The following is a 26496-nucleotide window of genomic DNA, read 5'->3' on the forward strand; positions in this document are numbered from 1 at the left end:
TCAAATCACGAAGAAACCGTGCGTGCCGTCTGCCGCCAGCTGCGCTACCAGGCCGTATTCCCAGTCCAGGTAGGCTTGCATGGCGGCGGCCAGATTATCGGTGCCTTCGTAAGGGCGGCGATAACGGTCGATGCGGGGCGAGGCTAGCGCGGTCTCGCCCGACTGCGCGGGCAGCCCGGCGGCGATCCATGCGGCCGTGCCGCCGGCCAGCACAAATACAGGGCGCTCCGTCAGCTGCTGCAGATCGCCGGCGGTATAACTCGCCAACAGGCTGTCGCCGCTGGCGAGGACATAGCGCGCGGCGTCTGGCGTTTGCTGCAATACCGCTGCCAGTTGCGAGCGCAGGGCGAAGCGGGCGCCGGGAATGTGCTGCCTGACGTAACTGGCGCTGCTGCTGAAGTCGAGCAGCACGGTTGCCTGATTGCCGCAATCGTCCAGCCATTGCGCAAGCTCTGCGGCAGATACCGATGCGGATGGAGGTAAGGGCGGCAGCGTCGGCTGCGGCTGGCCGGCCTCGCTGAAATCGGCTTTCTGCAATCCGTCCAGCACATGGACATCCCATCCCATCTGCGCCAGCCACGAAGCCGTCATGTTGGCGCGCACGCCGTCGTCGTCCGCCAGCACGATGCGGGCGCCGCGCACCGGCGCAACATGGTCGGTTTCCTGCACCAGCTGGCCGCCCGGCGCACAGCTGAAGCCGGGCAGATGGCCGGCAATATATTCCTCCGGCGTACGCACATCCAGGCGGTAAGTGGTGCGACCGTTTTCCTGTTGCCAGCCTTGCAGCAGCGCCAGGCTGGCGCGGCCGACTCTGGCGCGGTCCGCAACGTTCCGGCTGGCAGCCTGTGCCTGTTCTTGATGTCCGGCCGCGCTCAGCGGATCGGCATGGTCCGAGAATCTCTGCGTTTTTCCGTGTTCCAGCTGTTAGCCAGCCAAGGTCCAGCCGATCGTGCCGTTGCGCAGGGCGCTGACCGGATTCGGCATGCCAGCGTTGATCAGCGACTGGCTGCCGATGATGCTGCGCGTACGGCCGGCGCAATTGACGATGATCCTGGTTTCCGGGCGCGGGGCCAGCGCCCGTGCGTGCAGCACCAGTTCCGCGCCGGGAACGCTGACGCCGCCGGGGATGCTCATGGTGTGGTATTCGTCGTAGCGGCGTGCATCCAGCACTACCACATCCGCCCCGGTATCCAGCAAGGCCTTGACTTCCGGCGCCGATAGAGACGGCGTATGACGCTGCGATTCGACCAGTTCGCCGAAAGCCTTGCTGGCGGAATTGACGTCGCGGAAAATCTCGCCGCCGGCGGCGCGCCAGCCTTGCAAGCCGCCCTCCAGCAGATGCACCGCGCTATAGCCTAGCTGCAGCAGGCGCCGCGCCGCAGCCAAAGCCAGCCCTTCGCCATCGTCATAGACAACGATAGTGGTGTCGCGGCGCGGAATGCGGGCATAGGCTTCCAGCTCGATGCGGCCCAGCGGCAGGTTGGCGGCGAACAGGGGGTGCGCTTCGGCGAACGGCGCTTCTTCGCGCACGTCCAGCAAGGCAAGTTCTTGCCGCGCCAGCAGTGCGGCAAGAACTTGCTGGAACGAGAGGGTGGGGACGGCTGTTGCGGGATGGCTGGCAATATCGGCTGTCATGTATTCTTCAGTTCGCTGGAAAGGTCCCAGATATTCGGCAGCTGGGAGTTGGAATAGCCGGAAATGAATGGCTTGCTGCTGCCGTCTTCCGCGTACACCGAGCGTCTGACCGCCCCGATGTTGGCGCCGTACACGTGGATGCTGACCGACGCCTGGTCCGGGCAAGCATTGCAGACCTTGTGGATGTCGCCGACGCTAGGCGATACCGCCTCGACCATGCCCGGCAGCAGCTTGACCGCAGCGCCGTCCGGCCGCAGGCAGCCATCGTCTCCGGCCTTGTATGCCTGCGAGTATTCGGCGCCGCGCAACATGCCGACCAGGCCCCATACCGTATGGTCATGGATGGGCGTTGCCTGTCCTGGCCCCCAGACGAAGCTGACGACCGAAAAGCGTTCGGCCGAATCGACGTGCAGCAAGTACTGCTGGTAGCGTTCCGGCAGCGCCTGGGCGCAGGCATCCGGCAGCCAGTCGTCGCTTGCGATCAGTTGCTGCAGGAGGACGCCGCCTTCTTGCAGGATGCGGTTTTCGGCAGGTTTGCTGTCAAGTAGTTCGGCCAAAGAGCGGATAAAGTTGCGCAGCCTGGCGGGATTGGGGGATGGGGGCATGCTGGCTTGGCCTGACTTCATCGATGAATGCTGGGGAGGGGGCTTGGCTTTGTATTGTAATCCAGCTTGGCTGTCGGCTTTGCCCCGGCGCAGACCTCAGACCGGGACGTCGCCTTCAACCGTAGTCCGGTACAGGGTGCGCCGCAGATGCGGCGGCGTGATGGCGGCATAGTGCACGGTGCTGCGGTTATCCCAGAACACCATGTCATGGGCATGCCATTGATGGCGATAGACGTTTTCGGCGCGTATCGTGTGTTCATGCAGGAAACGCAGCAGCGCCGCGCTTTCATCCGGCGGCAGGCCGACGATGTGCGAGGTGAATCCTTCGCTGACGAAGAGCGCCTTGCGGCCGCTTTCCGGATGCACGCGGATCACCGGATGTTCGACCTCCGGCACCTCGTCGATCTGCTTTTGCGTCAGGTCGGCGCGCCACGGCGACAGCTTCTGCAGGCGCCGGTAGCGGTACACATAGGAATGCACCGCGCGCCGGCCTTCCAGCGTTTGCCTGACGTCGGCCGGCAGGGTGTCGTAGGCCTTGAACATGTTGGCGAACAAGGTGTCGCCCTGTTCCGCCGGCAATTCTTGCGCATGCAGCAGCGAACCCAGGCTGGGCCTGGGCATGTACGACAGGTCGGAATGCCAGTCGGCGCCGGCATCGACCAGGCCGATCGGCTTGCCGTTTTCGACGACATTGGAAACGATCAGGATTTCAGGATGGCCGGGCAGGTGGAAGCGGTTCAGCACATGGATTTGCAGCGGACCGAAGCAGCGGCTGAACGCCACGTGCTGCTCGGGCGTGATGCGCTGCTCGCGGAACACCAGCAGGCCATGCCTGACCAGGGCCATGCGTATGCGCGCCAGATCCAGCCCGGTCAGCGGCAGGTTGAGGTCGAGGCCGGTGATTTCCGCGCCCAGCGGGCCGCCGAGCGGCGTGATCTGGAACGCCTGGGAAGGCAGGCCCGGAGGAATGGCTGTATCGATGGCAATAGACATAAGATGGCTTTGGTAACGGAGCGGGTGCATGGTTTTCGCAGGCGGCGCCAGGCAAAAACAGCATTACACCCGCTTAAGCCTGGCCGCCGCAAATAATGGATTCTCATATCCATATGTGTTGCGCGCCGCCGGCTGCCTGGCCCGGGGCCAGCTTTTAGCGTTTTGGCGCCACCAGGCAGAACATCGCGCCTTGCGGGTCAAATCCCTGCAGTATCCAGCTGCCGCCCGGGACCTGGTGCGGCCCCATGATGATCTTGCCGCCGCCAGCGTTGACGCGCTCAACCGCAGCGTCGATGGCTTCTACATTGATGTAGTACAGCCAGCAAGGCACCGGCATGTCGGCAGTCTTGGTCATCATGCCGCCGAGCGGCGCGCCGCCGGTGGCGAAAGTCTGGTAGACGCCCATCGGCCCCATGTCGATGGCTTCGGCCTTGGTCCAGCCGAACAGGCCGGCATAGAAGGCAAAGGCGCTGTCGAGATCGCCGGCATGCAGTTCATGCCAGCCGAAATGGCCGGGCGTGCCGGCAGCTGGCGGCACCGGCTGGGCCTCGCTATTGCCCTTGAACAGGATGAAACCGGCGCCATGCGGATCGGCCGCCACGGCAAAGCGGCCAACGCCGGGAATGTCGGCCGGCGCGCGCCGGATCGAACCGCCTGCGGCCGTTACCCGCGCAGCGTAGTCATCGACGTCGCTGACTGCGATATAACCCATCCAGCAAGGCTTGGCGCCCATGGCGCGCGCCTCTTCCGGAATCGCCATCAGGCCGCCGACCATGATGTCGCCCGCCGACAGGATGGTGTAGGCAGGGCCGCCCATGCCGGCGTCCTGCATCTTCCAGCCGACCACGCTGCTGTAGAAAGCCTCGGCGGCCTTGGTGTCGCTGGTCATGACGTCATACCACACGAATTTTGCCTGGTTAGCTGACATGTTGACTGTTCCTTTAGGTGAGTTGGGTGAAGTTGCAATTATAGCTACAGCTGCAATTGCAGAGACATGAATCAATGTAGGCGATCAGGCGGCAAGCGGAAAGGCCTGAAACACTATATGAAGGAAAACTTTGTAGTTTGTCTTCATATGTACTAGACTATGGAACATGAGTGAACAAAACGATCCCGATATCGCCCACGCATCCGCCATGGCAGGAGAGCTGCGGGTAGTGCTCGGCCGCCTCAGCCGGCGGCTGCGCGAACAGGCCCATGCGGGGGATTTCACCGGCTCGCAAAAGTCGGTGCTGATCCGGCTGGAGCGCGACGGCCCGGCGACAGTCACAGGCCTGGCCAAGGCGGAAGGCGTGCGGCCGCAATCGATGGGCGCCACCGTCGCGGTGCTGGAGGCCGCCGGGCTGGTGGCCGGTGCGGCGGATCCAGCCGATGGCAGGCAAACCATATTGTCGCTGACGGACGCCTGCCGGGAAATGATACGCGCCAGCCGGGCGGCAAGAGAAGACTGGCTGTTGCGCGCGATCCGGACCAAGTTCGCGGCAGACGAGCTGGACCAGCTGGCGGCCAGCGTCGAATTGCTGAAACGCCTGGCCGACGCCTGAACCATCTTGTGCCATCCTGCGCCATGTTGCGCCCAACCTGATTAATAGAAAGCATCCCATGACTGTCAGCACGCTGGATCCGAACACCGCACTAGTCGTCATCGATCTGCAAAAAGGCATCGTCGCTTATCCGACCGTACACCCGGCCAGCCAAGTGGTGCTGCACGCTGCAGCGCTGGCTGAAGCCTTCCGCCGGCATGGCTTGCCGGTGGTGCTGGTCAACGTCACCGGCGGCGCGCCGGGGCGGGCCGAACAGGCGCGCAAGCTCGATGCGCTGCCGGCCGGATGGGCCGACCTGGTGCCGGAACTGCAGCAGCAGCCGCAAGACCATCTGGTCAGCAAGCGCACCTGGGGCGCATTTACCGGCACCGGGCTCGATGCGCACCTGAAAAAGCTGGGCGTCACCCAGTTGGTGCTGGCCGGCGTCTCCACCAGCATCGGCGTCGAGTCGACCGCGCGTCAGGCGCACGAGCTCGGTTTCAATGTCACGCTGGCGCTGGACGCCATGACCGACACCAGCGCCGAGGCGCACGACAACAGCGTTACCCGGATCTTCCCGCGGCTAGGCGAAACCGGCAGCAGCCGGGAGATCATCGCTCTGCTGGATAGCCGCCTCCCATGAGCCTGCCGGCCATCCAGATGGCAGACGGGAGCACATTGTGCTGACAGGTACATTCCGCTCGCTGAACAATTTCAATTACCGGCTATGGGCCGGCGGCGCGCTGGTTTCGAATGTCGGCACCTGGATGCAGCGCACCGCCCAGGACTGGATCGTCCTGACCCAGCTGACCCACAATAACGCGACTGCCGTCGGCATAGTGATGGCGCTGCAGTTCGGGCCGCAGGCGCTGCTGCTGCCGCTGACCGGCTATGCCGCCGATCACTTCGACCGCCGCAAGCTGCTGATCGTCACGCAGGCGGCGATGGGTGCGCTGGCGCTGGGACTGGGGATTCTTACCGTGGCCGGCGTGGTCCAGCTGTGGCAGGTCTATCTGTTCGCCTTGCTGCTTGGCTGCGTCACCGCGTTCGATGCGCCGGCGCGCCAGACTTTTGTTTCGGAACTGGTGGAGGAGCACGAGCTGTCGAATGCGGTGGCGTTGAATTCGACCTCTTTTAATGCCGCCCGCATGATCGGACCCGCCATCGCCGGCGTCCTCATCGCGGTGATCGGCGCCGGCTGGGTATTCCTGCTCAATGCCGCTTCGTTCGCCGCGGTGCTGGCCTCGCTCAGCCTGCTGCGGCTCGACGAGCTGCATCTGCGCGCCCGCGCCGCCCCTGCGCGCGGCAGCCTGGCGGCGGGCTTCCGTTATATCTGGGGCCGGCCCGACCTGAAAGCCATCCTGCTGATGTTTTTCCTGATCGGCACCTTCGGCTTGAATTTCCCCATCTTCATTTCAACCATGTCGGTCAGCGTGTTCCACGCCGGCGCGCACCAGTACGGCTTCCTGTCGTCGATCATGGCGCTCGGATCGGTGACCGGCGCGTTGCTGGCCGCGCGCCGCGAGAGGCCGCGCATGACCTGGCTGCTGACCGGCGCCGGCGTCTTCGGCGGCGGCCTGGTGCTGGCGGCGCTGATGCCGGGCTATGGGTTGTTCGCGATTGCGCTGGTGCTGATCGGCGTCGCTGCCCAGACATTCACCACCACCGCGAACAGCATGGTGCAGCTCTCGACCGAGCCCGCCATGCGCGGCCGGGTGATGGCGATCCTGCTGGCGCTGGCCTTGGGCGGCACGCCGCTTGGCGCGCCGGTGGTCGGCTGGGTCGCCGATACCTTCGGTCCGCGCTGGGCAATGGGCGTCGGCGCCGCTTCCGGCTTTGCGGCAGCGTGGGTCGGGATCCATTACCTGATGAAGTATCGCCAGCTGCGCGTGCGCATGGTCGGCGGCAAGCTGCGTTTCAGCCTTGGCCGGGCATTTCCAGAGACCAAGTGAAAAGATCTTGATCAGCTGGCGCTCAGGCCAGGGTGCCGCGACGCAGGCGGCTTACCCAGTCCAGCAGGGCCTCCGGATCATCTTCCATCGCGGCCGGCACCTGGTAGTAGCTAGCGACCGTCACCGTCTTGGCCTTGGTCGCGTAGCGAAACGGTTCGCAACCCAGCGCTTCGAAGGCCGGGCGGCTCTTGTCGTCTACCCGCAGGTAGAGCGCGCCCTTGATGACGAATCCGAACTGCAACTGGTTGATGCTTAGCCCGGCGCCGCCGAAAAAGCGCGATACCGTAATCTCCCCGAGAGGGGCCAGGTAATCCGCCAGTTCAAGGGCCCTGGCGCGTGCTGTGTCTGTGCTCATGGATATTTTCAGGCGATGGTCGTGTGTAAACTGTCATTGCTGCGAAACAGTAACAGAGACCGGGAGTCTTCTCTAGTCTCTTTTTTGACGAGAGCGGCTGCGAGCAGGGTTCAGCGGATTGCGGGTGTTGCGGCAGCTTCATCCGCCGCACCCCCGGCGCGGGACGCCAGCCGGATAGTTACGCTGCCGGCATCTTGCGGAAGCCGACCGCCAGCCGGTTCCAGCTGTTGATGGTGTTGATGGCCAGGGTCAGGTTGACCATTTCGGCGTCGTTGAACTGGGCGCGCAGCAGCGCGTAGTCGGCGTCCGGCGCATGGGTCTGGGCGATCAGCGTCACGGCTTCGGTCCAGGCCAGGGCGGCGCGTTCGCGGTCGCTGAAAAAGGGTGCTTCGCGCCAGGCGGTGACGGCGTACAGACGGCGCTCGGTTTCGCCGGCCTTGCGGGCATCGGCGGTGTGCATGTCGATGCAAAAGGCGCAGCCGTTGAGCTGCGATGCGCGCAGCTTGACCAGCTCCAGCAGCGATGGTTCGAGGCCCAGCTTGTTGACGGCGCCTTCCAGCGCAATCATGGCTTTCATCACTTCCGGCGAGGCGGTGTAGAAATCGATACGTGCTTCCAAGATATTCTCCTGTATTTGCTTCGTTGGTAAGAGACTGCATGATAGGGGAGCCAAAGACATCCGCGGATAACCAATTCCGCTAAAAAACAGGAGGCCACTGGGCGCGTTTGCACTGGCTGCACGGACATGCTAAAACGCTGGGTTGCATCAAGCACAGCAGGCTCTTGCCTGTTTTACCTATCGTATGTGGAGCGCTTATGGAGTTGCATGTCGTCATTGACGGCGATAAGGACCTGGCGGGGCAGGTCTATCGGCAGATCAGGGAAGCGATCCAGTGCGGACGCCTGGCGGCCGGCGAACAGGTGCCGCCGTCGCGCCTGCTGGCGCAGCAGCTGCGGGTGTCGCGCAAGACCGTGTCGGAAGCCTACGCCCGTCTGACCGTCGAGCAGCTTCTGGTGGGGAAGGTCGGCAGCGGCACTTTTGTCAACGCGGCAACGCAGGCGCGTCCGCGCCAGTTTGCCGGCAAGGACCTGACCGGCGGCGCTACCCTGAAAACCTGGCTGGGGCGCTCGATTCCCTTGCCGGCGCCCGGACCGGACCGCCGCTCAGGCTATGATTTTGTCGGTGGCGGCGGCACCAAAAGCCATTTCCCGATCAGTGAATGGCGCCAGTGTGTGCTGCACGGCTTGCGCAAGAGCCAGGCCGACCGCGGCTTCTACTCCTATCCGGAAGGCTTGCCGGTATTGCGCGAGGCCATCGCCCGCCATACCTCGTTTGCGCGCGGCGTGCGCTGCGTGCCGGCGGACGTGCTGGTCACCAATGGCGCGCAGCAGGCCATCGACCTGATCGCCCGCGTCCTGCTGGAGCCGGGCTGCACCGTGGCCGTCGAGGATCCGGGTTATCCGTCGGCGCGCATCGCGTTCACCAGCCAGGGCGCCCATATTGCCTGCATTCCGGTGGATGCCGAAGGCATGATGGTGGACCAGATCCCTGAGCAGACGCGCCTGATCTATGTCACGCCCGCGCACCAGTTCCCGCTTGGCATGCCGATGAGCCTGGCGCGCCGCAAGGCGCTGCTGAAGCGCGCCGGCGAATTGGGCGCGATCATCATCGAAGACGACTACGACAGCGAATTCCGCTACCAAGGGCGGCCCACCGATTCCCTGCAAAGCATGGATACGGAAGGGCTGGTCGCCTTTGTCGGCACGTTTTCCAAGGTCATGCAGCCGGAGCTGCGCATCGGCTACCTGATTGCGCCGCCCGCCATCCGCGAGGCGGTGGCCATCGCCAAGCACCTGTCGGACTGGCATGCGCCCACCATGATGCAATGGGCGCTGGCCAAATTCATCGACGACGGCCATCTGCAAAAGCATATCCGGCGCTGCCATGCAATCTACGGCAGCCGCCGCGAGCAGATGCTGGCGCGCTTTGCCGGCGACCTGGCGCCCTGGCTGCAGCCGATCGCCGCCACCGCCGGCTTCCACATGACTGCGCTGACCAAGCGCGAAATCGATCTTCCCTTGCTGCTCAAGCTGGCGCGGCGGGTCGACGTCGGCCTGTATCCGATCGACGTCTTTTATCATGCGCAGCCGCCGCTGCAGGGCCTGTTCTTCGGCTATGGCGCGATTGAAACCCTGGATATCGCGCCGGCGCTGGACCGCGTCAAAGCGATTTTGAGCGAGATCGCCTGACACCGCGATGGCCCTTTTTCCGGTTTCGGCGGGCATATCCTGTAAGCGCTATACAATACCCCGCGCAGGCAGGCCATACGGCGCAATATTCACGACGGAAATATCTGGGAGAAATTCATGGGTAGTCTTCATCGGCGATTGAAACTGACAGTCCTCAGTGCATGCATGGCAGCGCTGCTGGCCGGCTGCGGCGGCGGCAGTGATTCCGGCGGCGGCAATGCCGCCGCCAATGCGGCCGTGGATCAGCCATATACCGATCCGGTCGCCTATTCAGTCAATCCGACAGATTCCTTGCCCAGCGCCAGTGAAAATGCCGCCATTGCGCACCATACCCTTGCGCTGGGAGGCAGCAATATTGCCTATACGACCACCACCGGGCATCTGACTGCCAGCGACGCCAAGGGCAACCCGGAGGCCTCGTTTTTCTATGTCGCCTACACGGCGGACGGCCAGGACCCCAAGACCCGGCCTGTGACATTTTTCTATAACGGCGGACCGGGCAGCCCGGCGATCTATCTGCGGCTGGGCTCGTTCGCTCCGACCCGCGTCGATACCGCCGATCCGCTAGGGACCGGCTATCCGAATTTTCCGCTGGTCGACAACCAGGAAAGCCTGATCGACACCACCGACCTGGTATTCATCGATCCGCCCGGCACCGGCTATTCCGAAGCGATCGCGCCCAACACCAATGCCACGTTCTGGGGCGTGGACCAGGATGCCGGCGTGATGCGCGACTTTATCCAGCGCTATATCACGGCCAACCAGCGTTCGGCGTCGCCTATCTATCTGTATGGCGAGTCGTACGGCACGCCGCGCACGGCTGTGCTGTCGCATCTGCTGGAAAGCGCTGGCGTGCATCTGAGCGGGATCGTCCTCAATTCTTCGATCCTTGATTACAACGACATGGGCCGCAACGGCGACCAGTACGCCGCATCCTTGCCGACTTTCGGCGCAGTGGCGGCGTACTACAACAAGGTGGCGCCGGCGCCGGCCAGCACGCCTGGCTACATGGCGACCATGCGCGGCGTCGTGCTGCAACAGTATGCCTCCTTCACCGACGATGCCAATTACACCTATGGCGACCCGCCCAGCGCCAGCCAGGCGCAATCGTTTGCAACCCTGGCCAGCCTGTCCGGCCTGGGCAATGAAGCGCTCAAGCTGTATTTCGGCACGGCTGTCGCCACCAACAGCAACAGCTACGGCGACCAGCTCAAGCCCGGCTTCCTGATCGGATCCTATGACGGCCGCGTCGCCGCCGCCAACGGCAGCGCCATGGCGCAGGGCGGCGATCCGTCCAGTTCGCTGGTGAGCAGTTTCTTCAATATCCAGAGCCAGCAGGTGCTGCCCAACTACCTGAAGTACAGCGCGCCCAACACCAGCTATTCCTCAGGACGGCCGCCAGGCTGGACCTGGGATTTCAGCCACGGCGGCAAGGCTTATCCGGATACCATCCCCGACCTGGCCCAGGAGATTGCGCTCAACCCGAAAATCAAGATATTTTCGATCAACGGCTATCATGATTTCGTGACGCCTTTCTTTGCCACCGAAAAGGACCTGGGACGCCTGAAAACCCTGCCCAGCCTGCAGCAAAACCCGCCCAACATCCAGCTGACCCACTACAACGGCGGCCATATGACTTACCTGGACAACGATTCGCGGCCGTTGATCAAGGCCGATCTGGCAAGTTTTTACAAAGGAACGCCGATTTCCGGCGCCATGGGCTTTGCCGACCTGCCGGATCCGTGGCCGGACAACACCACGCCGGCTGCTGCCAGCCTGAAAGCCATGACGCTGCGTTAAAAGCGCCTATGATGAAATATGCGGATGCAATATGCAGATGAAAAGGAAGCGAGCATGAAAAATTCTTGGCATTCAATCGGCGCGGTGCTGTGCGCCGCCGGCCTTAGCAGCGCCATGAGCATCGCCCAGGCAGGCACGGAAGGACCGTTGCTGCCGCCGGGAGCGCCGTTGCCGGCGCCAACGCCGATCAGCAAAGGCGCCGATCTGCAGCAGCAGGTGGATCAGGGCCTGAAAGCGGATTTCGACGCCGCCGATGTCGACAAGAAGGGCGTCTTGACCAAGGAGCAGGCGCAGAAAGCCGGCCTCGGTTTTGTCAGCAACAACTTCAGCAAGATCGATACCGCCAAGCGCGGCAAGGTGACTTTCGACGACGTCAAGCGTTACATCCAGATGCAGAGATAGGCGCGGTTCAGGTTCAAGTTCAAGTTCAAGGCAAGGGCGCGCGCTCATATTCTGGCGGCGCCCACAGGTGCTTCAGGCGCTGCGCCGGGCTGCCCGGCTGTGCGACGTCGCGCCACATCGCGATGAATTCGTGGAAATTGAGGGTCAGCGCATTGTGGCTGTAGACCTGGCGCTTGATGCCGTAATCCACGGCTTCCTGCTCTTCCACATAGGTGCCGAACAGGCGGTCGAAAACGATCAGCACGCCGCCGTAATTCCTGTCGATATAGCAGTCGTTGCGGCCGTGATGGGCGCGGTGGTTGCTGGGAGTGTCGAACAGGTACTCCAGCACCGGGTGCAGCTTGCCGACGCTTTCGGTGTGGATGAAGAACTGGTACACCAGGTCGCAGGCGTACAGGATGAACACCACCGCCGGATGCACGCCCAGCAGCACCAGCGGCATGAAAAACAGCCACCAGCCGGTGATCGGGTAGAGCATCGACTGCCGCATGGCGGTCGTCATGTTCATGTGCTCGCCGCTGTGGTGCACCACGTGGGCGGTCCAGAACCAGCGCACGCGGTGGCTGCTGCGATGAAACCAGTAGTAGCAGAATTCGACGCTGAGGAAGATCGGCAGCAGGGTCCAGCCGTTGATCGGGATCGTAAAGAAACGGTGATGCCAGAACCAGAATATGGCGGCGCCGACGAATAGCACGTGCACCGCCAGCTCAAACAGCTGGTAGCTGCTGCCGAGGGTGAGGTTGGTGAGGATGTCTTTCCAATAGAACTGCTGGCGCGCGCCGCGCTTGCGCATGACCTGCCATTCGATGGCAAAGCCGACCAGGAACAAGGGCGTCATGCCGATCAGCACCACCTGTTTCCACTCAATATGAGAACCGAAAGTGCTCTCCATCCAGGCAATCAGATCCATCATGATGTGCTGCTCCATGCGCGTAGTCGATGCGCTGGATTTTAGCGCCGGGGCTGGCTGAAAGGCTTGACCGCGACAGACAATTATTTGACAATTCTCGCCATGCACCAAACCATAGCCGAACAGCCGCCGCGGGGCGTGGTCCCCAGCACCTATGTGCGGCTGCTGTATGAGTATCTTGAAAAGCGGGGTGTGGCTGCGGCCGCCTTGCTGGGCGTCGCCGCGCCGGAAGCGGCCGACCGCGGCTCGCTGCGTTACCCGGTGGCGGCTTGGCGCGCCTTGCTGCAACGCGCCGCCGAACACTTGCATGATCCCTTGCTCGGCCTGCATCTGGGCCAAACTATTACGCCGGCGCATTTCGGCGTGATGGGCTATGTGCTGCTGGCTTGCCCCAACCTCGGCGCGGCGCTGGCCCGCACCTTGCAATACCAGCGCCTGCTGTACGACGTCAATCCCATGCGCAGCAGCGTGGAGGGCAGCGACCTGCTGCTGGAATGGGGCGTCGACCAGGGCCGTCCCGGACCGCTGGTGGACGAGTGCGCCATCACGGCGCTGCTGCAACTGACCCACAACGCCACCGGCCGCCGCATCGTGGCCACCGAAATCCGCTTCGTCAATCCGGCGCCGGCCGACATCCAGCCATATCTCGCCTGGTTCGGCTGTCCGGTATTGTTCGACCAGCCGGAAACCTCGATCCGCTTTCCGCAAGCGCTGCTGGCATTGCCGCTGCGGCAGCCCGATACGGTCCTGCTGAATGTGCTGGAACGACAGGCCGATGACTTGCTGGCGCAATTGCCGCCCAGCGACGATTTCGAACAGGCGGTGCGGCGCTGCATCGCCCGCCTGGTGCGCGAAGGCCAGCCGGAGCTGGAGCTGGTCGCCAACGAGCTGCACGTTTCGGCGCGCACCTTGCATCGCCGGCTGGCCGCCGCCGGCATCAACTTCAGGGAGCTGCGCGAGAGTATCCGCCAGCGCCTGGCCGAAGACTATCTGGCCGACCCGCGCCTGCAGCTGGCTGAAATCGCCCAGTTGCTGGGCTATTCCGAGCAGAGCGCGTTTACCCGCGCATTCCGGCGCTGGAGCGGGCAGGCGCCGTATGCTTACCGGCTGAGTTTGCTCAATCCCGCCGCCGCATAAGAATCCCCGCCAGATCCGCAAAGTGCGCGCCGCAGACGCAATGCGGCTGATCCCTGTCGCCTCGTCACAAGTTTTCCCTCCGCCTGAATGCTACGTTGGCAAGCATGTCGTGCGCCAGCGTCGCGGCATGCCGCAGCGTCATGAGGGCGTCATATAAGCGCTATAGCCTGTCGGTCGCATTCAACCATCACCATGTATTTTCCGGAGATAAGCACATGACACAAAAGAGCAGGCGTGATTTCCTGGCCTTGACGGCAAAAACGGCCGCCGCCGCGGCAGCCGCAGGCGTCTTTCCCGACACCATCCGGCAAGCGCTGGCCGTCCCCGCCAACTGCAAGACCGGCACCATTGCAGACGTCGAGCACGTCGTGATTTTCATGCAGGAAAACCGCTCTTTCGATCATTACTTCGGCAAGCTGGCCGGCGTGCGCGGCTTCGGCGATCCGCGCGCCATCTCGCTGCCCAGCGGGCAGTCGGTGTGGTACCAGCCGAACGGCGGCGCCTATGTGCTGCCTTATCATTTCGATGCGAAGGGCACCAATGCCACGCGCGTCGGCCTGAACCACAGCTGGAAAGGCTCAGAGGATAGCTGGAAGAACTGGGATGCCTGGGTGCCCAAGAAGACGGCCTACACCATGGGCTATTTCGACCGCGGCGACCTGCCGTTCTACTACGCGGTGGCGGACGCATTCACCATCTGCGACGCTTATCACTGCTCGATTTTCGGCCCGACCGATCCCAACCGCTTCTATGCCCTGTCCGGCACTGCCGGCGAGAATATCACCGGCCTGAACGACGGCAACCTGTATAACGCCAACCCTATCTATAACGGCGACCTCAACAACGACGACATCAGCGCCGCTACCACCGCCGCCGCGCCGAACTGGAAGACTTACGCGGAAGTATTGCAAGCCAATGGCGTCAGCTGGAAGGCTTACCAGGAGTTCGACAACTACGGCGACAACTACCTGGCCTACTTCAGGAACTTCCGCGTCAACAGCGACGGCAGCCGCCTCAGCACCAGCTCGTCTTTATATATCAACGGCAGGGCGCTGGCAGACGGCTCCAACCAGGGCAATACCGCCGGCACCAAGGGCGATCTGCTGATCAAGGCGTTCAAGCGCGATATCGACGGCGTCGACGGCAAGACCGCCTTGCCGCAGGTTTCATGGATTTTTGCGCCTTACGAATATTGCGAACATCCGGAAGCTTCGCCCAATGCCGGCGAAGACATCGCATCCAGGCTGCTGGGTGCGCTGGCCAGCAATCCGGAGGTCTGGTCGAAAACCGTGTTCCTGATCAACTATGATGAAAACGACGGTTTCTTCGATCACATGCCGTCCAATGTGCCGCCGCTGAGCGCCGACAAGGGCATGACCACCCTGGCCGACCCGAGCATCGGCGAGGTTTACCAGCAGCAGCCGAAGGGCCTGGGGCCGCGCGTGCCGATGCTGGTGATTTCGCCGTGGAGCCGCGGCGGCCGGGTCTGTTCCCAGTTGTTCGACCATACTTCGGTGCTGCGCTTCCTGGAGGAATGGCTGTCGACAGGCAAGGGGCTGGATCGCGACAAGGTCACTTGCAAGAATATCTCGCCATGGCGCCGCGCGGTGTGCGGCGACCTCACGTCCGCCTTCGACTTCAAGACGCCCAACAAAGCCTGGCCGCAGATCACGCCGGCGCCGCCTTACCAGAAGGTCGATTCGCCGGTCAGCGCCACGCCGCCGGCGCAGCAGACTTTTCCGCTGCAAGAGTCGAACCGCGAACCGCGCCCGGCTTGCCGCTTGCCGTACCAGTTCCATGTCGACGCCCGTGCCGCCGCCCAGTCCGGCCATCGTGAACTGACGCTAAGCCTGGGCAATACCGGCAAGGCCGGCGCCGCTTTCATCGCCTATTCGAATCTGCGCCAGGACGGACCGTGGCATTACGCGGTGGAAGCAGGGAAAGCGCTGCGCGACGTCAAGCTCGGCAACTGGAGCACAGATCAATATGAATTGCGGGTGCATGGCCCGAACGGCTTTTTCAGGGAAATAAAAGGCAGCTTTGCGGCTGCCGGCAGCGCCGCCGCGGCAAGGCCGGAAATCCTGGTGCGCGACGACTATGAGCGCCACGCCATCGTCCTGATCTTGTCCAACGAGGCGGGCGCCAAGGCTTGCACCTTCACGGTGAGCGCCAATGCCGGGCCGTCGCGCGGCTTTGTGGCGCCGTATCGGGTCGAGGCCGGCAGGTCTCTGCGCCTGATGGTGCCGCTGGCCGCGGCCAAAGGCTGGTATGACTTCAGCGTGACGGCAGACTCCGATGCCGGCTTCCTGCGCCGCATCGCCGGCCACGTCGAGAGCGCCGCCCGCAGCTGGACGGATCCGCAGATCGGCGTCATCGCGCCTTCGACCTTGTCGACGCCGACGCCAGTCGTACGCCAGGGCAGCACGATCGCATTCAACTACAACACCGCGCTGCAGAAGCAGAATCCGCGCAACTGGATCGGCGTGTTCCCTGTTTCCAGCACCGTTCCCGACCAGGCCGGCTACAAGACTTATAGCGTGTATGAATACGCGGCGGCGCTTGGCGGCCAGGCGACGCTGAAGACCCAGGGACTGGCGGCCGGATCCTACAAGGCCTGGTTCCTCGCCAACGACGGCTATGCCGAGCAACTGGCAGGGCCGGTGGTGTTTACCGTCACTGCCTGAGGCTGCCCGGTATTGAGCGGCGGACCGGTCAGCGCGCTGTCCGGTCCGTGCAGTTGAACATCCATTGCACTCCGAAGCGGTCGGTCAGCTTGCCGCCTTGCCCCATCTGCGCAAACAATGCAGCCTGTCGCCTGGGTGGAAGGCGCAGGGGCCTCAGCCCGCTCCGCCGTCAAGCCGTATTGCCAGAGGCGATGAGCCTGCTTTGCCGCGCCGGCGCGTTTATTGGATTCCTAGTATTCTCTCAATCACGCAGGCAGCCAGCGAGGTTGATGAGCCGGCGACGGCGCAAGGTTTCGAATCCGTAACGCAAAAGGAAAAGTCATGATGTCCAAGGCTGTCAAAATTCCTGGTCCCGATCATCCCATCACGATTACGCCCAACGCGGCGCGCGTCGTCGTCACCGTCGGCGGCCGCGTCATTGCCGATACGCACAAGGCCTTGAGGCTGCAAGAGGCGGCTTATCCCGCCGTCCAGTACATTCCGCGCGAGGATGTCGACATGGCGCTGCTGGAACGGACGGAGCACGCTACCTACTGTCCTTACAAGGGCGACTGCGTTTACTACAGCATCCCATCCGGCGGCGAGCGCTCGGTCAATGCCGTGTGGTCTTACGAGGCTCCCTATGCGGCAGTCAAGGGGATCAAGAATTACCTGGCTTTTTATCCGGGGCGGGTTGATTCGACAGAGGAGCGCCAGGACTGACGCTGCGATTGCTTTATGTGTGCCAGCGAAGACTCTACTCGGACCAATGACAAAAGCTGCATAGTAGTTCGCGTGGTAGTGCGGGCGCAGGCCAGGTGCGCCGTTGTCTTTGCCGCCCGCCTCCAGAGCCGTGCGATAGAAAGCTTCGACTTGCCGGTGATTATCGGCCGTGAACGCCAAGTGGAGATGCGCCGGCCTCTCTTCGGTTTGGTACAGGCATAATGAAGCCTTACCCTTTGGGCTAAGTTCGACACCGTACGCCGGCGGCCCCTCTGCGGCAACAGCTACGCCGAGCGGTTCGAGCGCGCCTTGAAGAAGAAGGATTTGCTCGCTGCATAGTCGCTGACTCCGAATTTGACGTGGTCAAACATGAATTCTCCTGAAGTGTGTAGGCCTGCGCAGGTCCAGCCGGGGGTATCCTTCAGCGGAACATACCTCTGCGATCCCGATACCGGACCTGTTTTGTTAAATAGCGGAATTTCCTAAGGCTTCGCTTTCTTCGAAGGTTTCGACTTGCTGGAACTGTTGAGCGCAATCGCCTGGCGGACGAGCGCCTTGAAGGCGGACTCGTCGACCTCTTCTCCTTCGAAAATGTCGATCGCGCGACGTGCATTTCCGTCAAGGCTCGAGTTAAAGAGGGGAGCCGGATCCTTCAGCGAGGCGCCCTTGATGAAGGTAAGTTTGACTTTATCCTTGTAGGATTCGCCGGTGCAAATGATACCGTCGCGCGCCCACACCGGGGTGCCCATCCACTTCCACTCCTCGACGACGTCAGGATCCACTTCCTTGATGAGCTGGCGCATTCTGCCGAGGGTTTTCCCGCGCCAGTCCCCTAGTTCGGCGATTCTTTTGGAGATGAGTTCCGATGCAGGCTGATCTTGGCTCGCGTCTGTTTTTTTCATGTTCTTGTCCTAAAAATTGCAAATATATTCGGTTGCAAGATGGTGAGCATTTCTTTCTATTTTTCTGACGGAACGACTGTGCGTCGCCCGAACCACATGCGGCGGAAAAGACTGTCTTTCAACACGAACTGATGGAAGAGCGCGGCCGCGATATGGGTTGCGATCAGAATCGCCAGCAAGGTTGCAAGAGCCGCATGGATCTGGAACGTGGGGAATATGGCGAAATTGCTGGGTAGAAGTTCGCCAGGACGCTGGAACACGCTCCGAATGAACCACCCGGTGGCCCAGCCACTGGCGATTATCATGAACACGATCAAATACAAGCTGTAGTGCGCAATGGAGGACAGCCGGTCCAGCAGGGGCGAACCGGTCGTCGCCGTTGCCGGACGGGCGCTCCTTATGCGGATGACGACGCGCAGGATCATCAATGCGAGCACGGATATGCCGCCCGTCATGTGCCACACGAGGATGTCGAGTTTCTTCGGATTGGTATTCGGCATATCCGCAAGGACGAAGAAGCCGAGGCATAGGAGGCCGATGATCATCAGCGCGAGCAGCCAGTGCAGTGCGACCAGCACGGGCTGGTAGCGCGAGGCGAGGGCGCGGCTCACGAAAGGCCTCCTGCCACTCCTTCGAGACTTGCGAAGAATTTCTGCCAGCCGTACTTGGCGCCCGCGTAGGCCTGCTGCTGATCCGGCCGGAAGCCCGATTGCTCCATGCGCAGGCGGGTTCCCGTGCCCGTCGGGGTGAGAGTCCAGGAGACGACGCTCTTGAGACCCAGGGCTTCCCATGTGTAAGACAACGCTTTGTTCGGCTCGATCGCAAGAACCAGGCACTCGACCACGCCCCAGTCGGCACGAAGATCGAAACGGTGGCCCACGACGGGCTTGAAATCGTTCTGCATCAGCCATTCTTCGATGAGAGGACTCTGCGTGAGCGCGCGCCAGACTTTGTCGAGAGAATGCGGCATTTCCCGTTCTACAATCAGCGTTTTGGTGTCGTTGGTCTGCATCATTGGTCCATCCTTTTCAGTAGGGTTTCCAAGTGGTCAAATCGGCTGTTCCAGAAGGTTGAATAAAAATCTATCCAGTCAATCAGCGGCGCCAGCGCTTTCGGCTCGGCGCTGTAATACGTCTCGCGTCCGTCGCGCCGGCCGCGCACCAGGCCGGCCAGCTTGAGCGCGCCGAGGTGCTTCGAAATGGCGGGTTGCGATACCCCGGACGGATCGGTCAAGGCATGCACCGTCATTTCGCCGTCTCTGCTCAAGCGCTCGAAAATTGCACGCCGGGTTGGATCGGACAAGATTTTTAGAACAGCCGTCGGTTCTGCGTGCATTGCGATTCCTTGCTTATGCGAACTTCGTTTTGATTTCTGTGAAGTGCTGCTTCACACGATCAATCATAACCAAATGGTTATGGATGTCAAGGGTCGCATCCAGGAGGGGATCGCGCGCGGCGTGCCGGGCTTGGGATGGGCGGGCTGCACGCCGACTGAAAAAGACGAGGCGTGTCAAAATTGGCATTTACTTCAATTCGACAAAGCGAGACTGGCGATGGCTAAGCGGCTGATGATAGAAGGGCGAGTGCAGGGTGTCGGTTATCGCGCTTCCTTTGCCGGCCAGGCGGTTGCTCTAGGCCTTTCCGGCTGGGTACGCAATCGCCGGGACGGCTCAGTGGAAGCCTGCGTTCATGGCGAAGCGGCGGCGCTTGAGGCCATCATCCTTTGGGCAAGGCGAGGTCCGCCCGCCGCTCTGGTGCGTAATGTGACCGTCGAGGATGCTGGAGAGCCGGCGCCCTCAGATGGGGCATTCAAGATTTGCTGACGCAGTGAGTCTTTTAAGATCGGGAGCCGGGCCGCATTTTTAAAATCAGCGTCGCCGGATAAGCCTGCCTGCGCCAGGTTTCTTGCTGCCGCCGAGGCGCGGCCTGGCGTCGCCATTTAGCAGTTTTGCGGCAGACAACTCGGTCTCCACGATTTCCGCGCGCTTGTTCGCCGCCGCCAGCGATTCCTCGACAGCGCCCAGGCGGCCCTTTGCGCCCGACAATTCGCTGTCGAGCGTCGATATCTTTTCGCGATAGGCGTGTGCGGCGGATTTGCTTTCGGTCTCGATGCGCGTGAACTCGGCTTTCCATTGCCTGGATTCGGCGCGCGCCCTGTCGATTTCCAGCAAGCTGTGCTTGCGCAGCCCATCCAGTTCGGCCTGTCCGCCCGCATGCTCCTCGGCCTTGCGGCTCAGTTCGGCGGCCAGGCCGGCGATGCGTTCGTCTTTTGCCTGCAGCGTGGCGCGCTGTTCCGCCAATGCCTGCTCCAGGCGCTTGATCTGCTGGTCGCGGCCGAGCAGATCGGCATTGGCGATGGTCAGTTTTCCCTTCAGTTCATTGGCGATGTCGATCGCGGCCAAGGTGTCTTCTTGCGCCAGGTCGATCAGCTTTTCCGCTTCCGCCTTTTCACAGGCAAGTACGGTGCGTTCGGCGGCGAGCGTATCGTTGGCTGACTCCACGGCGTAACGCCATAGCTCGCGGGTGAGGGCGGCTACGGCGTCGGGCAGTCCGGCGACGCCCTTGTCCCGTTTCAGCTTGAGCAGGTCGGCATACCACTCGTTGATATCCTTTTGCACATCGCCGTCGGATCCTTTCTTGGCGCCGGTGGTGGCAATCGTCCACTCGCGCACCAGGCCGATGGAGGGCTTTTTGCCTTGGGCGGCGAGCGTATCGCAGGCGGTCCAGCTGAGATTCTGGCGTTCGGACATGATTTTTCCTTGAAAGGGATCTTGATGCCGGGATTTTACTAAAAAATCGCAGAAAAGTAATAATAATTACGTAATTTAAAAGTAATTAAAATTACGCATATTCATATTTAGTCGAGATTACGTTAATAATCTCGACTAAATGAAATATCGTGATATTCTGCCCAATCCCTCCGGAAAATTCCGCTTTCATCCTTTATTGAGTGCTGCAACAGCTAGCAACTAACAGCTAGCAACTAACAGCTAGCAACTAACAGCTAGCAATTAATAGCTAACGGCTTATGGATCACTTCGAAGTAATAAACCTGGAGCGGCCGGACAGGACCGTCAAAGCCCCGGCGCTGACCCTGGACCTGTTTGCCGGCGGCGGCGAGGCCGAGCCGCTGGTGGCGGCGCGTTCGGACTCCGAATTGGCGCGCGCCTTCCTTTACAGCAGCGAACTCTCCGAAAATTCGATCAAGAGCACGAAGAAGGACCTGGGGCGCTTTCTGCTGTGGTGCCAGCATCACGGCAAAATGCTGTACCAGCTGCATATCGAAGACTTGATCGCCTACAAGGCTTTCCTGAAAGACCCGCAACCGGAGGAGGCCTGGATCTCGGCCACCAAGTGGCCGCGCGAGGATGCGCGCTGGCGGCCGTTTTCCGGGCCGCTTTCCGAGCCCAGCATGCGGCAGGCTTTCCGCGTGGTGAAAGCCTTGCTGGAATTCGCCAAGAACGCTGGGTATCTACGGCGCAACGCTGGCGCCCTGGTCAAGAACGTCAAGACGGCGCGCGATGCGAGAGTGACGCGCTACCTGAGCATGCAGGCCGTAGCCTATATATACGCCGCGATGGATGAACTGCCCGCAACATCCCCCGCCAGGATAAAAGCCAGGGCGCGCGACCGCTTTTTGCTGCTTGCCTATATCACCACCGGCGCCAGGCTATCCGAGCTGACCGGGGCAAGAATGGGCGCGATGTATACCGAGGGAGAAGGGCGCTGGTGGCTGGATGTCGTCGGCAAAGGCGCAAAGCCGCGCAGACTGCCGGTGGCGCCGGACATGCTGGCGGCGTTTCGTGAATATCGCATGGCGTTCGGACTGCCGGCCCATGCGGCGCGCGACGATGCCACGCCGCTGGTGTTGTCCAGCCGTGGACCGGCGCCGGCCTCGATCACCGGCGAGGCCGCTGCCAATGCCATGAAGTCCTTGTTTTCCGCCGCAGCAGTCCTGGCCGAAGCGGCCGGCGAACCGGATAGCGCCTCGTCCTTGCGCCAGGCATCCGCGCACTGGCTGCGGCACACCATGCTGACCATGCACGCCAACAACGACGTCTCGCTGAAGGCGCTGCAGGATACGGCGGGCCACGCCAATATTTCTACCACCGCGATCTATCTGCATAAGAGCGATAAGGAGCGGCACGACGAATTGATGGGCTCGCTCGCCCGCAGGCGCTAAGGGGCAAGGGGCAAGGGGCAAGGGGCTCCTGTCATCAAGTCCTTCAAAAATTCCATAAAGCAATATTTATATTGCTATAATATTTCATTGTGGAAATATTGTTGAGTCCGTCCGAATGCGGCCGACCCCACTTGAATCCAGTCCGGTTGCGACGACCGCCCCTTGGCCGGCGTCGTGCTGATCCGGGCTGACTATCGGAGAAAACAATCGATGCTGAAAAATATACTGTCCGGCCTGCTTGCGTGCGCCGCGATTTTTCCTGTAGCTGGTAATACGGCAAATCCCGCCGCCAGCGCCGGCATGGTGGTCGACAGCTTCAGCGGCCCGGTCACCGGCAAGGAGATCAATTCCTTCAAAGCGTATATCCAGGCTCTGGTTCCGGCGACGGACAACATCGGCAACCAATGGGCCCAGGGCGCCAGCGGGGAACAGACCAAGGCAATGGGACTGGTCTACGAAATCAACGGCGACCGCGCCATCCTCGACAAGATGCTGGTGTTTTGCGACAGCGTGCTGTCCGAGCGCAACGATCTGGCGCCGGCGCCGGTCGGCCAGCATAAGATCTGGACCGGCAGGATAGATCCGGTCTGGCCCAACGATGTGACAACGGCGCCGATCGGCACCGGTGGCGAGCAGGGCGACCCGGTCGGGCATCTCGGCTATTGCGCCAGGCTGATCCTGGCCACGCCGTCGATCTGGCACCTGAAGGTCGGCAGCGGCGATCCGAAAAACTACGGCGCCGACTACTACAGCCGGGCAAAAAAATATGTGACGGAAGCAGACTACAGCCTGGACCGCCACATTTTCAAATCCCTGCTCAACCTGAGCCACAATAATCTGTATTATTTTTCCAGCGCATCGCCGTACAAGTCGGGCCTGCCGGTGCCATGGAACCAGCAGATGATGTTCAACTACGCCTTGCAGAACCTGGCCGCCTGCCACGAGATCCTCGGCGACGACCCATCCCGCGCCGCCAGATACAATGCCATTGTCAGCGCCAGCATTGCCTCCTTTTTTGCGACAGGCGTGACTTCGTACAAGAGCAAGAAGGGCAGCGATGTCTATGACTGGGGCTATACCTTGCCCGACAAAAGCGGCGAAGACAACAACCACGGCAGTCTCGACATCGCCGGTTTCTACCGCGCCTATGTCACTGGCCGCTACGCAATCACCAGCGCGGAGATGACCAGGTTCGCCAATACCTTTGTGGATGTGGTGACGCGCGGGCCGCAGGATTATGCGGGAAGAATCAATGGCAGCGACGGCGCCGGCAACAGCGCCCCGACCACCACCGTCAGAAGCGGCTACCTGTTCCTGGCCGAGTTTTTGCCGCAGCAGTATCAGAACATGGTTGCCGCGGACTTCACCGTCGGCAAGGCGACTGGCCGGATCGACCAGTTTTCGCGTTTCCTGTGGGTGAAAAACCGGCACTATGTCAAACCCGCGCAAGCTAGCGGCAGTTGACCACGTGCGCTGAGCAGGCAGACTAAGCGCCGGGCATTCCGGCGAGCTGCCTGCCCGCGGGTCTGCCGGACCTGCCGGGGGCAGCCAGTTACACGTGAATCAGGCGGCCGCCGCCAAACGACCAGTTTTCCCAGGTGGTTTCCTTGAAACACACCATCACTGCTTCGGTGTCCAAGCCCTGGCCGGACAGGGTGGCCATGAGCTCTTCCAGCAGCTTGCGCTTGATCTTGACGCTGCGGCCGACCGACCAGAGGATTTCGATCAGGACGAAATTATCGCCACGCGCCGATGTCAGGTCCGGATAGCCGGGATCGTAGCGGAAGTCCTCGGCGTCGAGTTCCAGGACGCGCTGGAATTTATCGGTCGCCGGCACGCCGCTTGCAACCAGCGCGGCGTGTACTGCATCGAGAATGCCGGCCTTGAATTCAGCGGATTTCGGTTTGCGGACAGTGATTGTGACGAGCGGCATGCGGACTCCTTGAAAGGGTTATGTATCCTGGCCACGCCGCTACAGCCGCCGCTCCCGCGGTTTGCTCAGGCAAACAGCAAACGGTCGGTGTAGTGAAAATCGTCAGGATTGAAATAGGGCTGGGCCCAGTTATCCGTGGTAGACAAGAACCAGCCTGCGGCAACCGCAGCCTGTTGCTTGGATACAGGCATTTTAGCCGCTGCCGGCGGCGCTACGCTAGCCATCCGGTCCAGGAACTGGAAATGGTCGACCAATCCCACCGCTTCTATCGCGAACGCCGTGGCGACGTCGCCATCGTAGATCGCCAGCAGGTTGTCGCCATTGGCCTGCTCGCCGCCCAGGGCGAGGTTGGACGAGCCGCAGTAAACCACAGGATCGCTGCCGTTGAAGTCGCATACCACGAACTTGTGATGGATCTGGTGGCCGATGCCGCCGATGCTGCGGACCTGGTCGAACGGCGGCGGCAGAATCGTCTTTCCCGGCTTGCCGGTCACCAGCACGCCGGTCTTCTTGCCCGGCGCATACAGCGCGATGCCGCTGCTGCTGTCCGAAATGCCGTAGCTGAAGATATGTTCATCGGCGTGCAGGTTCTTCAAGGCGGTGTAGACCGGGCTGGTGCCGTTGTCGATTTCCATGACGGCGAACAGCACGCTGGCCTGTTTTGCCGATTTCGACCCTTCCTGCTGGATGCGGGTGGCGATATCGCCGAGATTCTTGGTGACGAACTCGGCCGTATGCGGGGCGAAAGTGATGTCGGCCTCGGGCGATGCGCCCTGGGGCACCGAGAAGGTGGCCGAAGAAAGCGGCGATTGCAGGTAGGGCGCGAGCTTGACGCCGCCTTGCCATACCGTTTCGAACAACTGCCCGTATTCGGCGGCGACGACGGGGTCGTCGAACACCAGCACATGGTTGGAATTGACGTACAGGCCGGTGACCGAAAAATTGGTCGAGCCGGTCAGCACCTTCAGTGCGCTGTCCTTGTTGAAGCTGACGAACACCTTGTCATGGGCATAGCGCTTGAAATGGCCGCGCAGGATGTCGGCGGGGCTTTTGGCGAGCGCCCGGAACTGCGTCTCGAATTCGTCCTCGGGCGCTGGCTTTGCCGCCGAGTGATGAAGCGCCGCATTGTCCAGGATGATGCGCACGCGGCCTTGCCTGGCCAGCTCGAGCAGGATCTTGCAGATGTCCGGTTCGTTGAGGTCGTAGGCAAACACATCGAGATATTGCGACGGATCCTGCAGCACCTCGTTGAGCAGCGCAAAAATCTGCGCGCGCGCCGTCAGTCCCAGCCAGGCGTATTCATCGGCAAAGGTGTACTGCGCGCCGGAGGGATCGCTGCCGGACACCTGCGCGGTATCGAACAGCAGTTCATCGCTCTTCGGGCGGATCAGGGCGTTGACGCCGAAATGGTGGGTAAACGCCTGCGACTGCGTGTAGCCGCGCGTAAAGCCGAGCTTGAACTTGTTCTTTGCAAACGGCCCCACATAGACCTTGAGCGCGACTCCCTGCGCGGGGTCGAGAGCGGTCAGCGACTGCTTGTCGTCAAAATAGCGCGGGGTAACGGTATAGGTGTACTCGCCGAAGAACGGATCCGTGCCCTGATGATTGGAGCCCGGCACATGCAGCCAGCGGAACTTGTGCACCGGCGCGTTCACGCTTGAATTCGGCGGTTCCTTCGGATCCTGGGCATGGCTGGCGGGGGTCTCGAACTGCAGGGTGTTGTACAGATAATAGGGCGGCAGGCCTTCGGGCTGGCACTGGATGGTGAAACCCGCCAGCTTGACGGCGCTTTGCGCATCGAAAAGATCGAATGCCAGCAGGGTCTTGCAATCCCCGACGTGCGCGGTAACGGACAGCAGCTTCGATTGCTCTGTGACAGACGCCATTGCGACTCTCCTGGTTCAGTTGAGCACCTGATGAGCGGGCGCCGCAAGCACCACGTTTGATGACGGATGAGTTTCTGCGTGTTGCCTTCCACTCAATTCAAAATTCAAAAAGAATTGAAAAATATTAACGGGGGATTATTACAGTGCAATGACTTGCATCGATCCGGCGATTCGAATCGATGACAAGTCGTTGCCGGGGCGGTGCGCCCAGGCTGCAGGCGGGTGGTTGTCCTGTCTGGCCGAGCCCCGGGCAGGGCAGCAGTGGGCTGCCGGTGATATTAATGTGATTTATTAAATATGATATATAACTATATGATTTAATTCATTTATATTCCGATGATGATATTTTACTTTTAATATTTCACTTGAAGATTGTTTGCCATCTCAGCAGCCGTTCGGGCGTATGGCCAGTGACGAAAGAACACCGGCTCATGGCGAAATGATGGATGCCAGGTCTTTCCGCGATGCAAAATAAATAGCATCAATGTTATGCGACGTCATACAAGTAGAATTGCGACTTTGGCCTTTGGACATTTCCTGTCAAGTATCTCTGACTTTGTCCTGATGGGAATTTATGCAATCGGCGATGCCACTATTTAAGTGATTGCATCGTTGAAATTAACGTTGTACGATAACGTATCACTA

The 26496-nt window shown here is 61.5% G+C and carries 25 protein-coding genes and 2 pseudogenes; 12 read left to right on the top strand and 15 right to left on the bottom strand.

The window, feature by feature from the left end:
* The 4 genes and pseudogenes from AC07V8_RS18500 to AC07V8_RS18515 all read right to left on the bottom strand — a co-directional run bounded on the left by AC07V8_RS18500 (position 1) and on the right by AC07V8_RS18515 (position 4161).
* A pseudogene (locus AC07V8_RS18500) lies at positions 1-1635 on the bottom strand (rhodanese homology domain-containing protein).
* Positions 1632-2240, bottom strand: coding sequence for a cysteine dioxygenase family protein (locus AC07V8_RS18505; protein WP_494679798.1), 609 nt, complete (start codon positions 2238-2240; stop codon positions 1632-1634). The pseudogene AC07V8_RS18500 and the gene AC07V8_RS18505 overlap by 4 nt, the downstream one beginning before the upstream one ends.
* A gap of 96 nt (positions 2241-2336) precedes the next feature.
* Complete coding sequence (locus tag AC07V8_RS18510; protein ID WP_494679799.1) at positions 2337-3233, bottom strand: TauD/TfdA dioxygenase family protein; 897 nt, start codon at positions 3231-3233, stop codon at positions 2337-2339.
* Positions 3234-3387: 154 nt separating this feature from the next.
* On the bottom strand, positions 3388-4161 hold the full coding sequence (locus tag AC07V8_RS18515; protein ID WP_494679800.1) for a VOC family protein: 774 nt from the start codon (positions 4159-4161) through the stop codon (positions 3388-3390).
* Between the two features lie 166 nt (positions 4162-4327).
* On the opposite strand from AC07V8_RS18515, the gene AC07V8_RS18520 reads away from it, so the two are divergent.
* The 3 genes from AC07V8_RS18520 to AC07V8_RS18530 are packed head-to-tail and all read left to right on the top strand — an operon-like array spanning position 4328 to position 6708.
* Positions 4328-4777: a MarR family winged helix-turn-helix transcriptional regulator gene (locus AC07V8_RS18520; RefSeq protein ID WP_494679801.1), complete on the top strand. Its 450-nt coding sequence runs from the start codon at positions 4328-4330 to the stop codon at positions 4775-4777.
* A 58-nt stretch (positions 4778-4835) separates the two neighbouring features.
* Positions 4836-5399 carry an isochorismatase family protein gene (locus AC07V8_RS18525; protein WP_494679802.1) on the top strand — a complete coding sequence of 188 codons (564 nt, stop codon included), beginning with the start codon at positions 4836-4838 and terminating at the stop codon, positions 5397-5399.
* Positions 5400-5439: 40 nt separating this feature from the next.
* A complete protein-coding gene (locus tag AC07V8_RS18530) occupies positions 5440-6708 on the top strand; it encodes an MFS transporter (protein WP_494679844.1) in 1269 nt (422 codons plus the stop codon).
* Positions 6709-6730: 22 nt separating this feature from the next.
* Here the strand turns inward: AC07V8_RS18530 and AC07V8_RS18535 are convergent, their stop codons facing one another.
* Positions 6731-7063, bottom strand: coding sequence for a TfoX/Sxy family protein (locus AC07V8_RS18535; protein WP_494679803.1), 333 nt, complete (start codon positions 7061-7063; stop codon positions 6731-6733).
* Positions 7064-7241: 178 nt separating this feature from the next.
* Entirely contained in the window at positions 7242-7640 is a 399-nt protein-coding gene (locus AC07V8_RS18540; RefSeq protein WP_369827870.1) for a carboxymuconolactone decarboxylase family protein, read from the bottom strand.
* 239 nt (positions 7641-7879) lie between these two features.
* On the opposite strand from AC07V8_RS18540, the gene pdxR reads away from it, so the two are divergent.
* The 3 genes from pdxR to AC07V8_RS18555 all read left to right on the top strand — a co-directional run bounded on the left by pdxR (position 7880) and on the right by AC07V8_RS18555 (position 11515).
* Entirely contained in the window at positions 7880-9313 is a 1434-nt protein-coding gene (gene pdxR, locus AC07V8_RS18545) for a MocR-like pyridoxine biosynthesis transcription factor PdxR (protein ID WP_494679804.1), read from the top strand.
* Positions 9314-9430: 117 nt separating this feature from the next.
* Positions 9431-11113, top strand: a complete 1683-nt coding sequence (locus AC07V8_RS18550; protein ID WP_494679805.1) for a S10 family serine carboxypeptidase-like protein — start codon at positions 9431-9433, stop codon at positions 11111-11113.
* Positions 11114-11167: 54 nt separating this feature from the next.
* Positions 11168-11515: an EF-hand domain-containing protein gene (locus AC07V8_RS18555; RefSeq protein ID WP_494679806.1), complete on the top strand. Its 348-nt coding sequence runs from the start codon at positions 11168-11170 to the stop codon at positions 11513-11515.
* A gap of 25 nt (positions 11516-11540) precedes the next feature.
* Here AC07V8_RS18555 and AC07V8_RS18560 read toward each other — a convergent pair whose 3' ends face one another.
* Complete coding sequence (locus AC07V8_RS18560) at positions 11541-12428, bottom strand: sterol desaturase family protein (protein ID WP_494679807.1); 888 nt, start codon at positions 12426-12428, stop codon at positions 11541-11543.
* Between the two features lie 99 nt (positions 12429-12527).
* On the opposite strand from AC07V8_RS18560, the gene AC07V8_RS18565 reads away from it, so the two are divergent.
* The 3 genes from AC07V8_RS18565 to AC07V8_RS18575 all read left to right on the top strand — a co-directional run bounded on the left by AC07V8_RS18565 (position 12528) and on the right by AC07V8_RS18575 (position 16948).
* Positions 12528-13562, top strand: a complete 1035-nt coding sequence (locus tag AC07V8_RS18565; protein ID WP_494679808.1) for an AraC family transcriptional regulator — start codon at positions 12528-12530, stop codon at positions 13560-13562.
* Between the two features lie 215 nt (positions 13563-13777).
* Positions 13778-16246, top strand: a complete 2469-nt coding sequence (locus AC07V8_RS18570) for a phosphocholine-specific phospholipase C (protein ID WP_494679809.1) — start codon at positions 13778-13780, stop codon at positions 16244-16246.
* Positions 16247-16567: 321 nt separating this feature from the next.
* A complete protein-coding gene (locus AC07V8_RS18575; RefSeq protein ID WP_494679810.1) occupies positions 16568-16948 on the top strand; it encodes a DUF427 domain-containing protein in 381 nt (126 codons plus the stop codon).
* A 39-nt stretch (positions 16949-16987) separates the two neighbouring features.
* Here AC07V8_RS18575 and AC07V8_RS18580 read toward each other — a convergent pair.
* From AC07V8_RS18580 to AC07V8_RS18600, 5 genes and pseudogenes are all read right to left on the bottom strand, one after another.
* A pseudogene (locus AC07V8_RS18580) lies at positions 16988-17319 on the bottom strand (VOC family protein); the annotation flags it as partial.
* A gap of 111 nt (positions 17320-17430) precedes the next feature.
* Positions 17431-17850: a DUF1801 domain-containing protein gene (locus AC07V8_RS18585; RefSeq protein ID WP_494679811.1), complete on the bottom strand. Its 420-nt coding sequence runs from the start codon at positions 17848-17850 to the stop codon at positions 17431-17433.
* A 56-nt stretch (positions 17851-17906) separates the two neighbouring features.
* Positions 17907-18461 (bottom strand): cytochrome b, encoded by a 555-nt coding sequence (locus tag AC07V8_RS18590; RefSeq protein ID WP_494679812.1) that lies wholly within the window; start codon positions 18459-18461, stop codon positions 17907-17909.
* Entirely contained in the window at positions 18458-18865 is a 408-nt protein-coding gene (locus tag AC07V8_RS18595; RefSeq protein WP_494679813.1) for an SRPBCC family protein, read from the bottom strand. Before AC07V8_RS18595 ends, AC07V8_RS18590 begins: the two co-directional genes overlap by 4 nt.
* Positions 18862-19152, bottom strand: coding sequence for an ArsR/SmtB family transcription factor (locus AC07V8_RS18600; protein ID WP_494679814.1), 291 nt, complete (start codon positions 19150-19152; stop codon positions 18862-18864). The genes AC07V8_RS18595 and AC07V8_RS18600 overlap by 4 nt, the downstream gene beginning before the upstream one ends.
* Here AC07V8_RS18600 and AC07V8_RS18605 point away from each other — a divergent pair.
* Positions 19049-19672, top strand: a complete 624-nt coding sequence (locus tag AC07V8_RS18605) for an acylphosphatase (protein ID WP_494679815.1) — start codon at positions 19049-19051, stop codon at positions 19670-19672. The genes AC07V8_RS18600 and AC07V8_RS18605 overlap by 104 nt on opposite strands.
* A 45-nt stretch (positions 19673-19717) precedes the next feature.
* Here AC07V8_RS18605 and AC07V8_RS18610 read toward each other — a convergent pair whose 3' ends face one another.
* Positions 19718-20599: a DNA-binding protein gene (locus AC07V8_RS18610; protein WP_494679816.1), complete on the bottom strand. Its 882-nt coding sequence runs from the start codon at positions 20597-20599 to the stop codon at positions 19718-19720.
* Between the two features lie 278 nt (positions 20600-20877).
* On the opposite strand from AC07V8_RS18610, the gene AC07V8_RS18615 reads away from it, so the two are divergent.
* Both AC07V8_RS18615 and AC07V8_RS18620 read left to right on the top strand, forming a co-directional pair.
* A complete protein-coding gene (locus AC07V8_RS18615) occupies positions 20878-22032 on the top strand; it encodes a tyrosine-type recombinase/integrase (protein ID WP_494679817.1) in 1155 nt (384 codons plus the stop codon).
* A 210-nt stretch (positions 22033-22242) separates the two neighbouring features.
* On the top strand, positions 22243-23496 hold the full coding sequence (locus AC07V8_RS18620) for a hypothetical protein (RefSeq protein ID WP_494679818.1): 1254 nt from the start codon (positions 22243-22245) through the stop codon (positions 23494-23496).
* Between the two features lie 88 nt (positions 23497-23584).
* Here AC07V8_RS18620 and AC07V8_RS18625 read toward each other — a convergent pair whose 3' ends face one another.
* Both AC07V8_RS18625 and AC07V8_RS18630 read right to left on the bottom strand, forming a co-directional pair.
* The gene (locus AC07V8_RS18625; RefSeq protein WP_494679819.1) at positions 23585-23965 is read right to left on the bottom strand and encodes a tautomerase family protein; all 381 of its coding nucleotides are present in this window, start codon (positions 23963-23965) and stop codon (positions 23585-23587) included.
* A gap of 65 nt (positions 23966-24030) precedes the next feature.
* Positions 24031-25851, bottom strand: coding sequence for a phospholipase D-like domain-containing protein (locus AC07V8_RS18630; protein ID WP_494679820.1), 1821 nt, complete (start codon positions 25849-25851; stop codon positions 24031-24033).
* Positions 25852-26496 lie beyond the last annotated feature (645 nt).

This window comes from Collimonas sp. GW821-FHT02H07 (assembly GCF_059421505.1).

What these genes read in the sequence shown, in the direction of transcription:
- AC07V8_RS18505 (WP_494679798.1), bottom strand. Translation starts at nt 2,240, where the DNA reads ATGCCCCCATCCCCCAATCCCGCCAGGCTGCGCAACTTTATCCGCTCT.
- AC07V8_RS18510 (WP_494679799.1), bottom strand. Translation starts at nt 3,233, where the DNA reads ATGTCTATTGCCATCGATACAGCCATTCCTCCGGGCCTGCCTTCCCAG.
- AC07V8_RS18515 (WP_494679800.1), bottom strand. Translation starts at nt 4,161, where the DNA reads ATGTCAGCTAACCAGGCAAAATTCGTGTGGTATGACGTCATGACCAGC.
- AC07V8_RS18520 (WP_494679801.1), top strand. Translation starts at nt 4,328, where the DNA reads ATGAGTGAACAAAACGATCCCGATATCGCCCACGCATCCGCCATGGCA.
- AC07V8_RS18525 (WP_494679802.1), top strand. Translation starts at nt 4,836, where the DNA reads ATGACTGTCAGCACGCTGGATCCGAACACCGCACTAGTCGTCATCGAT.
- AC07V8_RS18535 (WP_494679803.1), bottom strand. Translation starts at nt 7,063, where the DNA reads ATGAGCACAGACACAGCACGCGCCAGGGCCCTTGAACTGGCGGATTAC.
- AC07V8_RS18540 (WP_369827870.1), bottom strand. Translation starts at nt 7,640, where the DNA reads ATGAAAGCCATGATTGCGCTGGAAGGCGCCGTCAACAAGCTGGGCCTC.
- pdxR (WP_494679804.1), top strand. Translation starts at nt 7,880, where the DNA reads ATGGAGTTGCATGTCGTCATTGACGGCGATAAGGACCTGGCGGGGCAG.
- AC07V8_RS18550 (WP_494679805.1), top strand. Translation starts at nt 9,431, where the DNA reads ATGGGTAGTCTTCATCGGCGATTGAAACTGACAGTCCTCAGTGCATGC.
- AC07V8_RS18555 (WP_494679806.1), top strand. Translation starts at nt 11,168, where the DNA reads ATGAAAAATTCTTGGCATTCAATCGGCGCGGTGCTGTGCGCCGCCGGC.
- AC07V8_RS18560 (WP_494679807.1), bottom strand. Translation starts at nt 12,428, where the DNA reads ATGATGGATCTGATTGCCTGGATGGAGAGCACTTTCGGTTCTCATATT.
- AC07V8_RS18565 (WP_494679808.1), top strand. Translation starts at nt 12,528, where the DNA reads ATGCACCAAACCATAGCCGAACAGCCGCCGCGGGGCGTGGTCCCCAGC.
- AC07V8_RS18570 (WP_494679809.1), top strand. Translation starts at nt 13,778, where the DNA reads ATGACACAAAAGAGCAGGCGTGATTTCCTGGCCTTGACGGCAAAAACG.
- AC07V8_RS18575 (WP_494679810.1), top strand. Translation starts at nt 16,568, where the DNA reads ATGATGTCCAAGGCTGTCAAAATTCCTGGTCCCGATCATCCCATCACG.
- AC07V8_RS18585 (WP_494679811.1), bottom strand. Translation starts at nt 17,850, where the DNA reads ATGAAAAAAACAGACGCGAGCCAAGATCAGCCTGCATCGGAACTCATC.
- AC07V8_RS18595 (WP_494679813.1), bottom strand. Translation starts at nt 18,865, where the DNA reads ATGATGCAGACCAACGACACCAAAACGCTGATTGTAGAACGGGAAATG.
- AC07V8_RS18605 (WP_494679815.1), top strand. Translation starts at nt 19,049, where the DNA reads ATGGCGGGTTGCGATACCCCGGACGGATCGGTCAAGGCATGCACCGTC.
- AC07V8_RS18610 (WP_494679816.1), bottom strand. Translation starts at nt 20,599, where the DNA reads ATGTCCGAACGCCAGAATCTCAGCTGGACCGCCTGCGATACGCTCGCC.
- AC07V8_RS18615 (WP_494679817.1), top strand. Translation starts at nt 20,878, where the DNA reads ATGGATCACTTCGAAGTAATAAACCTGGAGCGGCCGGACAGGACCGTC.
- AC07V8_RS18620 (WP_494679818.1), top strand. Translation starts at nt 22,243, where the DNA reads ATGCTGAAAAATATACTGTCCGGCCTGCTTGCGTGCGCCGCGATTTTT.
- AC07V8_RS18625 (WP_494679819.1), bottom strand. Translation starts at nt 23,965, where the DNA reads ATGCCGCTCGTCACAATCACTGTCCGCAAACCGAAATCCGCTGAATTC.
- AC07V8_RS18630 (WP_494679820.1), bottom strand. Translation starts at nt 25,851, where the DNA reads ATGGCGTCTGTCACAGAGCAATCGAAGCTGCTGTCCGTTACCGCGCAC.